Annotated in this window: 9 protein-coding genes; 4 read left to right on the plus strand and 5 right to left on the minus strand. The window is 49.1% G+C overall.

Going from position 1 to position 12,568, the window contains the following annotated elements; genetic code table 11:
• Position 1: 1 nt before the first annotated feature.
• Together BUB81_RS07085 and BUB81_RS07090 are read left to right on the plus strand one after the other, a co-directional pair.
• Positions 2–808 (plus strand): symmetrical bis(5'-nucleosyl)-tetraphosphatase, encoded by an 807-nt coding sequence (locus tag BUB81_RS07085; protein ID WP_073320356.1) that lies wholly within the window; start codon positions 2–4, stop codon positions 806–808.
• A 280-nt stretch (positions 809–1,088) separates the two neighbouring features.
• Positions 1,089–3,113, plus strand: coding sequence for a HAMP domain-containing methyl-accepting chemotaxis protein (locus BUB81_RS07090; RefSeq protein WP_073320359.1), 2,025 nt, complete (start codon positions 1,089–1,091; stop codon positions 3,111–3,113).
• A gap of 42 nt (positions 3,114–3,155) precedes the next feature.
• Here the strand turns inward: BUB81_RS07090 and BUB81_RS07095 are convergent, their stop codons facing one another.
• From BUB81_RS07095 to BUB81_RS07110, 4 genes are all read right to left on the minus strand, one after another.
• Positions 3,156–5,453, minus strand: coding sequence for a glycosyl hydrolase 115 family protein (locus tag BUB81_RS07095; protein WP_175555779.1), 2,298 nt, complete (start codon positions 5,451–5,453; stop codon positions 3,156–3,158).
• Positions 5,454–5,790: 337 nt separating this feature from the next.
• On the minus strand, positions 5,791–7,173 hold the full coding sequence (locus BUB81_RS07100; protein ID WP_073320363.1) for a M16 family metallopeptidase: 1,383 nt from the start codon (positions 7,171–7,173) through the stop codon (positions 5,791–5,793).
• Between the two features lie 5 nt (positions 7,174–7,178).
• Positions 7,179–8,648 carry a M16 family metallopeptidase gene (locus tag BUB81_RS07105; RefSeq protein WP_217653455.1) on the minus strand — a complete coding sequence of 490 codons (1,470 nt, stop codon included), beginning with the start codon at positions 8,646–8,648 and terminating at the stop codon, positions 7,179–7,181.
• 252 nt (positions 8,649–8,900) lie between these two features.
• Positions 8,901–9,401 (minus strand): lactoylglutathione lyase family protein, encoded by a 501-nt coding sequence (locus tag BUB81_RS07110; RefSeq protein ID WP_073320366.1) that lies wholly within the window; start codon positions 9,399–9,401, stop codon positions 8,901–8,903.
• A gap of 89 nt (positions 9,402–9,490) precedes the next feature.
• Here BUB81_RS07110 and BUB81_RS07115 point away from each other — a divergent pair, with 89 nt between their 5' ends.
• Positions 9,491–10,366 (plus strand): LysR family transcriptional regulator, encoded by an 876-nt coding sequence (locus BUB81_RS07115; protein ID WP_073320369.1) that lies wholly within the window; start codon positions 9,491–9,493, stop codon positions 10,364–10,366.
• On the opposite strand, the gene arfB is transcribed toward BUB81_RS07115, so the two are convergent.
• Positions 10,363–10,776: an alternative ribosome rescue aminoacyl-tRNA hydrolase ArfB gene (arfB, locus tag BUB81_RS07120; protein ID WP_073320372.1), complete on the minus strand. Its 414-nt coding sequence runs from the start codon at positions 10,774–10,776 to the stop codon at positions 10,363–10,365. The genes BUB81_RS07115 and arfB overlap by 4 nt on opposite strands.
• 154 nt (positions 10,777–10,930) lie before the next feature.
• Between arfB and BUB81_RS07125 the strand changes: the two genes are divergently transcribed.
• On the plus strand, positions 10,931–12,523 hold the full coding sequence (locus tag BUB81_RS07125; RefSeq protein ID WP_073320375.1) for a sensor domain-containing diguanylate cyclase: 1,593 nt from the start codon (positions 10,931–10,933) through the stop codon (positions 12,521–12,523).
• The last annotated feature ends 45 nt before the right edge of the window (positions 12,524–12,568 follow it).

Genomic DNA, 12,568 nt, shown 5'->3' on the forward strand with positions numbered 1-12,568 from the left:
CATGGCAAGATACGTCATTGGGGATATTCAGGGCTGTTACGAAGGACTTTCCCGATTACTGGACAAAGTTAAGTTTGATCCTGCCTGCGATACACTCTACGCCGTGGGAGATCTGATTGCTCGCGGCGAGGACTCCCTGAGCACAATTCAACTTCTACGTAGTCTGGGAAACCAGTTCAGCACCGTGCTGGGCAATCACGACCTGCATTTCCTGGCCGTCTCGCAAGGCCTGAAAAAAGTCAAAGCCAATGACAAGCTGGATACCTTACTGGCCTGCCCTGAACTCCCGGATATCATTGAGTGGTACCGCCAATGGCCGCTGGCCATGATGCTCGACGACAATACAATAATGGTACACGCCGGTTTATACCCGGACTGGTCTTTGTCACAACTGTGTGCCCTGAGTCAGGAAATCAGTGATGAGCTGCAAAGCGCCCGTTGGTGCCAGTTGCTGGAAAACATGTATGGCAATGGCCCGACGCATTGGGATCAAGGCCTTTCTGGTGCGGCGCGGCAGCGATTTATCATTAACAGTACCACACGCATGCGCTTTTTATCAGCCGACGGCGGACTGAATATGAAAGCCAAATACGCCCCCAAAGATGCACCGGGCTCACTTTGTCCCTGGTTTAAAGTGAACAATCCTCAGTTACTGCCTGAACAGCGGGTCATATTTGGCCATTGGGCCGCCCTAATGGGTCACACAGAGTCCTCGCAGTTCCAGGCACTTGATACCGGTTATGTCTGGGGTAACCAACTGACCCTGTTAAACCTCGATCTCGGGCAAACTTTTGCGATCAGCGCTTAACCTTTTTCAATTTTGGTCCGATACTGTATAAACAGAGAGTTAAAGAAGTCTGATCACAGCAATTTATGCCTAATACTTTTGTATCATGCCGTAAAGGTTGGTATAAAAGTATCTACAGCAATGATTGTTGTATGACTTATCGGGGACTGTTATGGAAGTTTTGCTGTAGGGGACACAGCATCGGGACCTTGAAAGCCAATCAGTAATACCAGACGCCTGAACAAGCGACGTAGAAACACTGTTTGGATACTAAAAACTATAAAAAGCTCTGGGAGCCAGAATGAATTTAACGGTTAAAGCGCGAATCATCATCGGGTTTGTCGCAATTAGCGCATTACTCCTTATTATTAGTGTATTTTCATTAGTTAATTTGAGTTCAGTTCATGATGACGTAGAGGAAGTCAACAAGGTTGCCATGCCAACCGTGGTGGGTAGCAACACGCTAAAAGCCACATTCCTCAACATGGGTCGATTGACATTTGAAGCGTACATTTCTGAAGACATTCCCTCAGTAGAGACTAGCCAAACGAATTTCAACGAAGCGAATCAGCGTTTCGACGCCGCGTACAAAAGTCTGGCCGTTACCGTTAAGAATGATCCCAAGCTTAAAGCGTCACTGCAAACAGTGCGCGGCCAGTACGAAGAGTACTTGTCTACCGTAAACAGCTTGTACGACAGTCACTTGCAATATCTGCATAAGCGCAACGAAGTGTCCTCTCGCCTGATGGACGTAGAAGACAATGCTGACGATGCGTCAACTTACCTGCTGGACTTTAGCGACACAGACGAAGTTGCAAGAAGCACTAAACTCAAAAAAGCGTCTCAGCTTGGCAGCGAATTAGAGACCCGCTTGTTAACACTCATGACGGTGACGTCTGATTACATTAAAACGCAGACCCTGGTGCGTGCTGATACGCTGAGCAACGAAGTTAAATTTGCGGTCGATGCCATAAACGAGCAACTCGATGCTATGTTAGCGGCGGCAGATGGCCAGGATAACACTGGTATGTTAGGTGACATCGAAGGCCTGGTAAACGATGCCATTGATGCCGTCACAGGTAGCGACGGGATTATTCAGCTACACATGACACGTCTGGAGTTGAGAAACCAAACGCAACAGTCTCTTAGTCAGGCCGACAATAAGGCCTCAGAAGCCATTAATGAGTTAGAAAACCTGCTGGCTCTGACTAACCAGAAAGCAAAATCACTGGAAGAACAAGTCACCGCTAGCGTAGCAACCGGGACAACCAGCGTCTTTGTTATTGTTGCAATTTCACTGGTCGTTGCCTTCTTCACCGGTATGAAAACGGTGTCGGCCATTACTGTGCCTCTAGCGAAGGTGAACGAATTGCTTAACATTGCCTCTTCTGGTGATCTGACTCACAACCTCGACGACTCCAAGCAGGACGAATTCGGTCAGTTGGCAAAGAACTGTAATAAGCTCATATCCAGTCTGAAAGACCTTATCCAGGGTATTAATCTGCGCGCTGAACAACTCGCAGCAGCGTCAGAACAAACCTCAGCGGTTACCACGCAAACCACGAAGTCGATTCAGGATCAGAAAACGCAGATTGGCCTGGTGGCAACGGCCACCACCGAAATGCATTCAACGTCTCAGCTAGTGACACAAAATGCAGAAAATACACTGGAAGAAATTCGTCATGCCGACGAAGAGTCTAACAAAGTGCGTACAATTTCACTGGAAAATAAAACCACTATTGAAGTATTGGCACGCGACGTTGATCAGGCTGCCCAGGTTATTAATAAACTGCATCAGGACAGCGCCAGTATTGGTAGCATACTCGACGTTATTCGCGGTATCGCCGACCAAACAAACTTATTAGCATTGAACGCGGCTATCGAGGCTGCCCGGGCTGGTGAACAGGGCCGGGGCTTTGCCGTGGTTGCGGATGAAGTACGAACTCTTGCCAGCAGAACTCAGGAATCCACGCAAGAAATCAATGCCATGATTGAGGTGCTTCAGGAAGGCGCAGAGAAAGCCGTGGCCGTGATGAATCAGGGCAAAGAGCAAACGGCGAAATGTGTTGAACAAACCGACATGGCCACTCGTGCTCTTGATGTGATTTCCGAGGCTGTGCATCGCGCCCATGACGTGAGTTCGCAAATCGAACAATCTGCACGCGAGCAAAATCTGGTGTCTCAGGATATCAGCGAGAAACTGGAAACCATCGTGGGCATTGCTGAAGAAACTACCGTGGGTGCACAACAGACGTCGGAGTCCAGCTCCGAAGTCGCCCGTTTGGCCGAAGAGTTACAAAGCTCAATTCGCCAGTTCAAAGTATAAACACAGGTATCGGGCAAACGGCGGTGTCGTTTGCCCGATGTGTTATTTCTCTGCTGTCTTTCCTGCCTGCGTCATCGTTACTTCATCGATAACAATACCCGTTTGATTCACCGCTAACGTCAAGACATGATGCCCTGCGGAAAGCGAAGACAGATGAAGCCTGTTTACCCTTCGATTTGCCAGCACACCTTGTTTCCAGGCCTCGCTTCTCCCTCGGGAATTAAGCGCAATTTGCTCAACCTGCTTGTTGTTGAGTAATACCTTTAACTGATGATCAAACTGATTCGCATGAGTGGGCAATGTCGCTATCTCAATGTTTACATCACCGCTAACGGGCAAATCAAACGCATAGCTCACAGTGGGTTGCTTAGATTCAAAGGATCTGGTCGCCAATGGAAATACCGTCTGTGCGTGACGGGAATAGCCCAGCTCTGGAATTGCGCGCCACTGTGCCCCTTTCGGGGCCCAGGTATCCGCTGATGCAAGCACCACCGGCTCTTGGTAACCGGAGGTAGACACTGGCCCTCCATTAATGAGCGAGGGCGAGTCAAACACAGGTAAACGACGCGGGCTCGCATCCATCATGGCCGCCCATTTACCGTTGTTCTGGCTATTGTACAGGTCGGTTAGTTGCCGAATATGCCGATGCGCTTGCACTGCCTTCGCCCTGTAACTTTCACGTACGTCAGGCTTCACGGTTGTGCTTGCCAGTTGACGGTAAAGCCATTTTCGATTCATCGCCGCCGCGCCCTCGATGGGATAAGCCACCAATTGATACCATGCCGACTGTAATTGGGCTGGCACCTGACGCGCCAATGCGCGCATCGAGTCCTCCAAGCGCTGATACGCCTGCAACCGATTATGAATGAATGATTCAGACCAGCTCGTCAGTGATGTAGGCGTAGTGGGCTCGGTCTGGCTCCAGCCCATGAATTCAGGCCGCCGAATAAACGCCAGGTGATAATACGTCAGCATCAAATCTGCTAAAGGTTCGGCGAGCGCCGGTCCGAAATCCCGAGCAAACTGCTGTTGTAAAAATGATCTGGCGTTATTAACGTCCAGTTCTGGGCCTGACCAGCCTAATTCAAGAAACCACTCTGTATTGTACTCAATTGGTTTAATGTCCCCGACGTTGGCAATCCATAATTGCTTAGCCCCATCTGCATAAGCCCTTGCCATTTCAACCTGAATTAACGCGGGATGCGTAGAGCTCAACCACAGATAGTCATGGGGCCTGCCCCAGTAACTTAAGTGATAATAGACCCCGCTTCCACCGGTTCTGAGCTGCTCTTGCGGATTGCTGCGACGTCGAATATACCCGTAGTTGTCATCCGGCCACACCAGCGTCACCTCTTCCGGTACTGCTAATCCGGCATTGTAGAGAGCCAGCACTTCTTTGTAAGGCGTAAAGACCTGTTTTATAGCCCGTTTGTCTCCATAGACTTCACGTAACAACTGACGTTGCTTTTGAATCACCTGCTGCAATACTGCGACGGACTCCTCTATCGACGACGTACCTTGCATGTGACTGTCATGAATGCCCCGCATTCCCAGTGTAAACAAGGGTAAATCCGGCACGTCGCCCAATTCCTCGACCCGGCTCTGCCAGTATTCCAATACCTGCTGAGAATTGTTCACATAGTCAAACTGACCGCGCTGTGTTGTCTGCCATTCGTAGACGTTATTGCGCATCATGGGCTCAGCATGCGATGTGCCAACGTGAATCTGATAGCGCTGCGCCATTGCTTTATTTCCCGGTACAGTAAAAACCGCCTTTGTTCCCGGGTGCATAGCAGGCCAAATCGTGTTTGCTTTGAGACGCAACAGCAACTGGAATATCTTTTCGTAGGTGCGCGGACCAATATTGCCGGTTTCAGGCTCAAACGTCTTCGCAGCCCAAGGCAACAACCCCCAATCCTCATCATTTAAAAATACCCCACGATACTTCACCGCCGGGCTTTCGAGCATGGGTAACCCGGTTAGAGTGAGTGACGCTTTATCTACTGCGCCTGCCGCCACTTCAACATCTGCCCACCAATGCCACGGTGAAATACCCACTTTCTCGGCGATGGTCATCAAACCATAAACCGCGCCCCTGATATCTGCGCCAACGACATGTAACGTCTCACCAGACACGAACACAGCAAAGCCTTCCCATTGACCATGGGGAGTATTTTCTAGGGCTTTCAGCCTGGGGTGAAAAGGATCAACGGTCACCAGAATACCCGCGCCGCTTTCGACATATTGCTCTGTTACTTCTATCGAGCGCCCCGCTCTGCGCCCAACGTTGTCGGCAAAATCATTCACCGCCCAGGTTAACAAGGGATCCTTGTGTGTCACATGCAAAAGTAACCTGCCTTGATTGGCAGTGAAATCAAATGAACTGGGTTCAGAAGCATGCAACACAGCGCTATTCAAAGTAAAAGCAATGAGTAGCAGAAATCGCAAAATGGATATATTAGATGGCATAAAGAAACGGCTTTTTTTTAACATGACTCACGCTAGGCCAGTGCTTTCGAGAGGTCAATGTGAACCGTTGCATTGTTCCAGATGCGAACTGCTTAAAGCGTATTCGGGGTCGCAATCAAGGGCATTATTAAAAGAGAAGGGTTGAGTGCAATGATATGTCGGGCTACCGGTATGTATTCCGGTAACCCGGCTGGGTATAATGATGTAGCTACAAGGCAAATAGTCCATCGAGAGTGGCCAGCTGTGCTTTTACATCTGCCTCATCTCCTACGACAACCAAATGCATTTTTGACACATCCAGGTATTGTTTCACCACATTGCTGACTTCCGCAGGGGTAGTGGCGTAGATCTTATCAACATAGGTTTGCAGATAAGACGCATCCAACCCATGCAGCTCAGTAAATGCCAGTTGACTAATAATGGCTCCGCGAGAACTGTTGCGCAGTACGAATATCCCGGCCATGTAATTTTTCACCCCCATCAACTCCTTCTCAGACGGATGTTCGTTAGCCAGCAAGTTGATTTCCTTTACGATTTCACTTAGTGAAGCCGCTGTCGCTTCAGCGGTCACATCTGCGCCCTGATACCAAAACCCGGTACCAACACGGTCCATTACTGACGAACGCGGTGAGTAGGTATACCCTTTGTCTTCGCGAATGTTTGAGGTAATGCGACTGGAGAAAGCACCGCCCAGCAGCGTGTTCATCACATTCATGGTCATGGCATCTTTATGACCCGGGCCAAAAGTCGCTAAACCTAAACGTAGTGTTGACTGCGGCGCATCAGGACGATCGATTACGGTAACCGACGGACCAGCCTGAGCCAGTACAGTTTTGCGCTGAGGTTCAGCACCGGCTTGCCATTCACCGAAGGCGCTCTTCACTGCTGCCAGTACAGCGGCTTCATCAAACACACCGGATACATACAGATGACTGCGATTTGGTACTAGGTTGGTTGCTACGAAGGCGGCAGTCTCTTCAGCCGTTATAGACGCCAGCGACTCCTGCGTTGGGTACAACTGTCCATAGGGGTGGTTGCCGTATATCTTGTGATAGAAAGCCTCGGTTGCCTTACTCGAAGGACGAGACTTTGCAACGTCAAGTTCACGCTGGCGATCGACCTTAATGCGAGCCAGATCGCTCTCATCAAAATTGGCGTTCAGGACCATGTCTGCAATGACGGCAACCGCATCGTCTGCAAACTCACTGAGTACATCCGTTCCCAACCAGCTGGAATCCAGCCCCACTGACGTGTCTATCTGTCCGCCCATACTGGCTACCGACGTTGCCAGAGCCTGTGCAGACTGATTGGCCGTACCCTGACGAAGCATTTCGAAGCTTAAATCAGACAGCCAGATTTTACCACCATCATCTATATTGCCAGTGTGAGTGACCAACCGCACCGTCGCCTTAGGCGTAGTGCCGTAGGGAATAAATGTGACTTTCAGGCCATTGTCCAGCGACACCTGGCGCGTTTCAGGCACAACAAAATTACTGGGCTTCCCACCAGCAGGCGGTAGCTCTTTCGCAACGGAAACAGCGGAAACCATCAGTGCCGCGGCGCAAAGCGAGAGTGTTTTAAATAATGTCATGCTGATTACTCCTTATCACTGGCTGGCTGGGTCGCAGGATCTTCGCCCGGGGTAACGGTGAGAACGGTACGATTAGTGGGTCGCAGATATTCCTTGGCGGTGCGAATGATAAGCTCCGGCGTTACCTGTTTAAAGTTCGCTTCCAGTTCATTGATCTTGTTCGGATCGTTGTCAAACAAGGCGAAGCTGGCCAGTAAGTCGGCCCGTCCAAAGCCATAATAACCATCGATGGCATCAAACAGGCTTGAGCGAATTTTTACAATCGCTCGAGACATGGCTTCTTCACTTAGCGGTTGCTCGGTTAACTGGCTTACCACACTGTCAATGGCCTGGGTAATTTGCTCCCGGCTGATATTGTCGTCATGGGTAAATGAACTCATCCACAACATAGGGCCGTTATAGTTGAACATATTGCCCAGCAGATAGTTAATACCACCGCCAACATCACCGGTTATCTGGCGGTTTTTCACTAATTCCTGATACAACAAGCTGTCTTCGCCCTGAACCAGGATTTGATCAATGATGCCCATCGCGTAATACTCAGGCGTCCCCCGCGGTGGCATTTTGTAGGCAAAAGCAAAGGCGGGTTTTGGCGCCAGTTTATCGAACTTATTAAAGACCTGTTCTTTTTCCTGACGTAATTCAGATAAATCGGGCTGCGGCGCTATTTCTGCCGAGGCTATCCCACCGAAGTATTTCTCCACCAGCGTTTTCGCTTCTGCCGGGTCAAAATCACCTACCAGGGCCAACGCTGCGTTATTCGGCGCGTAATACATCTTAAAAAACGCATCTACGTCTTCCAGCGACGCGGCATCCAGATCAGCCAGATCGCCATAGAAATTGTGCGCGTTGTACCAGTTATTAAAGGCATACTGCGGCATGTCCAGCCAGGGGAAGCCACCATAGGGCTGATTCAGCACATTGACTTTAACTTCGTTTTTAACCACACCTTGCTGGTTAGTCAGGTTTTCCTGCGTAATCGCCAGGCCTTTCATACGGTCGGCTTCTGCCCACAAGAAAGTTTCCAGTTTGTGCGATGGTACGATTTCAAAGTAGTTGGTGTAGTCAAAACGCGTCGAACCGTTCAAAACGCCACCGTTGTCATTAACCAGTTTAACGAATTCCATTTTGCCCAGGTTCTCAGAACCCTGAAACATCATGTGCTCAAATAAATGTGCAAAACCGGTGCGATCCCTGGGTTCATTTCTAAACCCGATATTGTAATACACTGCCACCGTGACAGTGGGTGACGTATTGTCCGGTGATAACACCACTTTCAGGCCATTATCGAGGGTGAAGTAATCCACCGGGACATTGTATTCCATGCCCATCGACACATCGCCTGCGCGCGCTGCGATGTTCTCTGCAGAAGGCATACTAGCTTGCGAGGATTGTTGCGACGCTGTATCTGGCTGACCACAGCCGAACAACATGGCAGACAACACGCCCGCTGTCAGTAAAGACATTGTTTTCATGACGTTCCCTTTTATTATTTTGTGTATAACGATAAGAGTTGCGCTTATACCCGGGCCTGACGAAACAGACGGAATGCGTAAAAACGGCGATCTGACAGCACTGCAGTTTGCTGCAGTGCTATGTTAAGGTCAGCATGCAACCTGATTATCTTTTGGTCAAGCTACAGACATATTTTGAAATGGTTTTGTTTGCGAACCGGATGATAAGTTCAGCAACGCCCCGGGTCCTTCAGGACGCTGCTAACAGGAAGGTTAGTAAGCCCCAGCACTGTAGATCAATTCATAACTGTGGCTGTATATTTCAAGAATATTGCCAAACGGGTCTTCCATGTAGATCATACGGTAAGGCTTCTCACCCGGATAATAATAACGAGGCGCAGGCATGCGACGCTTGCCACCCGCCGCTTCAATTCGCTCAGCTAACCCTTCTACATCCGGATCCTGAACACAAAAGTGGAAGATACCGGTTTTCCAGTACTCAAAGTTGTTTTCCGGGTTTTGCTGTTGGTCGAACTGAAAGATCTCGACGCCGATTCTGTCCCCGGTAGAAAGGTGGGCAATTTTAAAATGCTGCCAGCCTTTGCCAAACACGTCAGTGCACATTTCACCAATGGGTGAGTCGTCTTCCGTTATTGATGTCGGTGGCATAATCAGATACCAGCCTAATACCTCGGTGTAAAACGCTACGGCTTTCTCCAGATCGGGGACAGAAATACCGATGTGGGAAAATGTTCTTGGGTAAGTGTTACTCATCATTCCTCCTAAGTTGGTGGAATAAAGCTTAACTTTCGCCATCAATTACGTAAAATTATCAATTATCATTAAATAAATTACATTTCGTTATGATAAACACAAAGTGGTTACTGACCTTTAGCACGCTTTGCGAGGAAAAGAGCTTTACTCGCACTGCTAATAAGCTCTTTATGACCCAGTCTGGGGTCAGTCAGCACCTGGCAAAACTGGAAGACCACCTGGCACAGACACTGGTTATTCGAGAAGGAAAGCAGTTTGTTCTCACCGATGCCGGGCTAAGGCTGCTCGACGATGCGAATGCTGTACTGGCTGCCATCAATAATCTCGAACAGCACATTGGATTTGATACCCCTGATGAAGGCAAGTTACGGATCATGACGCCGGGCAGCGTTGGGCTTAAGTTGTATCCCCATTGTCTGGATCTTCAGCAGACACATCCTGCCCTGAGTGTTGAATTTCGCTTCGCGCCTAATCGCGACATCGACAAAGCACTGTTAGAGAACACTATTGATATTGGCTTAATGACAAGAACGTCATTACATAGTGAAATTGTCACGACCCCCCTTGCTGAAGAGCCCCTGTTACTGGTTACACCTGCTGTAGTAGAAGATTGTTCCTGGCAAACACTGGAAACACTGGGGTTTATTGCCCATCCCGATTCGGCCCATCATGCCGAGTTACTGTTAGGCGCGAACTATCCACAGTATCGCTCGGCGGCATCGTTACCTCAAACGGGGTTCTCAAATCAGATTGGGTTAATACTGGAACCAATCAGCCGGGGGCTCGGTGCTACCGTGCTTCCGGCACATGCCGTGGCCGCTTTTCCGAACCAACATGCCATTCGCATTCACCAACTCGATGTGCCGGTTAGTGAAACCATTTATTTAGCAGAGCATCATTTAAAGCCACGTCCTGCGCGTGTCGATATGCTGGTCACGCACATCAAGCGCTGGCTTAAACATTAAAACTGCACTTTTTGCCGCTGCTGTTTTCGCTGACTCTGAGCTTGCTTGGCGTCTTTACGACGGGCTTTAACAGCCCGGCTTACCCGAGTCGCCTTGCGGGGTTTATCTTGTTTAAGACGGCTTGCAATCCACTCAACCAGACGTGCAATGGCATCTTCGCGATTTTGTTCCTGCGTTCTGAATCGCTGTGCTTTTATCACCATCACACCGTCACCGGTCAACCTGCTATCAGTGCTTTCCAGCAGACGCGCCTTGACCTCTTCAGGCAAGGAAGATGCGGTAATATCAAAACGCAGGTGAATTGCACTACTTACCTTATTCACGTTTTGCCCGCCGCTGCCCTGAGCGCGAATGGCCTGCAATTCTATGTCTTGTTCTGCGAGATGCAGATGTGGAATTACTTCTATCATATTGGTCGATTTTGCAAATTACCCCGATATAGTGCGTAAGCGCTCGCCAAATGTCAAAGCACCGCCACACTGAATCATCTGGATTGAGCCAATTTAGTTGAGGTTTTACTGCTGTCGTCTACGCTTATTGTAAGATTTTTAACGGTGCAATGACGTGACAGTTAGTCTTCGGAGCAAGCTACTGCTTGCGGTAGCGTTGGCATTAATTTTCAGCCTTACTACCCAGGCATTCATTCGCTTCAATTGGACATTACCAGCCCTGGAACACATGGCCAATAGTGCGAATAAGGCCGATCTGTTGCGTCTTGAGGAAGCATTCAGTCAGCAAATTGAAACACTGCGCAGCATTTCGTTAGACAACGCCGTATGGGATAAAATGCACCGGGCTGCCATAGACCGAAACAACGAGTGGTTTGAGGAAACTTACTTTTTGCATGAAACCTTTAGTCAGCTCAATATTAACGGCTGGTACTTTTACGCCCATGACCACCGCCTCATTGCAGGTCAAAGTATCGAGTTACCCTACAAAGTAACCTCAAATCCCATCTTTGCCACGCCCGGCCATTCCATAACCCAACACTTTTTGTTCGATGCTGTGGCAGTGAATAAAAAAGCCATGTCCCGCTGGGGCCTGGTCACCATTAATGAGCGGCCAGCCATCGTGCTGTCTCATGCCATAACCAGCGGCGATGCCTCTGGCACCATTGCCGGAACCAGTCTTATTTGGTCGTACATCAATGACAAACGCATCTCGCAACTTAGCCTGGCGTTGCAGAAACCTCTGTCACTTATCTCCGTAGTATCGGCTACTGATATACCCGTCAACGTAGTCCCTGCTTATACACCGTCAAGCTTACACGGAGAGGCATATAACCGTCAGCTCAATCTGTTGTTTAACGACTATCTGGGCCGCCCCTTTTTTATATTGCGCTTTAACGAAACGCGCTATCCATTTGATAGCCGGGTGTTTGATCAGACTTTGCTGGTTGGCTTACTAGCCGCAACATTGATGCTGTACCTGTTTTATTTGTTTATCCGTCATCAAATTCTGGTGCCGCTTGGCAAGATGGTGGATATAGTGGCAGAAGTCATGGACACCTCGGACTTTTCAAAACGCATTGACTTAAAAGGTTATGATGCAATAGGCAGGCTGGGTAATCACATCGACAGTTTATTTGCATTAGTCAAAGACCAAAAGGCGGAATTGGTTGAGCACAATAAGCAGCTTAGAAACATGAGCTATGCCGATCCACTTACCGGTATCGCCAACCGCCGTTATCTTGATCAGCATTTACAGACACTGGCCGAGAGTGATGAAACCACGCGTATGCCCCTGTCATTACTGCTAATCGACGTCGATCACTTTAAGTCTTTCAACGACAATTATGGCCACAACCAAGGGGATAAAGCCTTGGTGGATGTCGCCACTATACTTCGTCAAAACACGCATGCGGCCACTGATTTTGTGTGCCGGCTGGGTGGTGAAGAGTTTGTTATTGTGTTGCGAGATACAGAGTACGACGATGCACTGGCAGTAGCTGAAAACCTGAGCGCGCAAATCGTCAGTGCCGGCATTTCGCATGTCATGTCGCCCTATCACGTACTTACGGTATCTATTGGTGTAGCAACTAAAGCACCAGGTGTATCATTGCACCAGGCAGAGCTGATAGATCAGGCCGATAAGGCGATGTATCTGGCCAAAGATGCAGGAAGAAACCGTGTTGAGGGTTATCTTTCGGATACGTAAATGTTTTTTTATGCGAAAACCCTTTTTCTTCGGGCTTTAATCCGC

It is taken from the genome of Marisediminitalea aggregata, from assembly GCF_900129565.1.
Lineage (GTDB): Bacteria > Pseudomonadota > Gammaproteobacteria > Enterobacterales > Alteromonadaceae > Alteromonas > Alteromonas aggregata.

Bases quoted from the DNA above. Each gene is read 5' to 3' on its own strand.
- BUB81_RS07115 (WP_073320369.1), top strand. From the start codon at position 9,491: ATGATAAACACAAAGTGGTTACTGACCTTTAGCACGCTTTGCGAGGAA.
- arfB (WP_073320372.1), bottom strand. From the start codon at position 10,776: ATGATAGAAGTAATTCCACATCTGCATCTCGCAGAACAAGACATAGAA.
- BUB81_RS07110 (WP_073320366.1), bottom strand. From the start codon at position 9,401: ATGAGTAACACTTACCCAAGAACATTTTCCCACATCGGTATTTCTGTC.
- BUB81_RS07105 (WP_217653455.1), bottom strand. From the start codon at position 8,648: ATGAAAACAATGTCTTTACTGACAGCGGGCGTGTTGTCTGCCATGTTG.
- BUB81_RS07090 (WP_073320359.1), top strand. From the start codon at position 1,089: ATGAATTTAACGGTTAAAGCGCGAATCATCATCGGGTTTGTCGCAATT.
- BUB81_RS07085 (WP_073320356.1), top strand. From the start codon at position 2: ATGGCAAGATACGTCATTGGGGATATTCAGGGCTGTTACGAAGGACTT.
- BUB81_RS07100 (WP_073320363.1), bottom strand. From the start codon at position 7,173: ATGACATTATTTAAAACACTCTCGCTTTGCGCCGCGGCACTGATGGTT.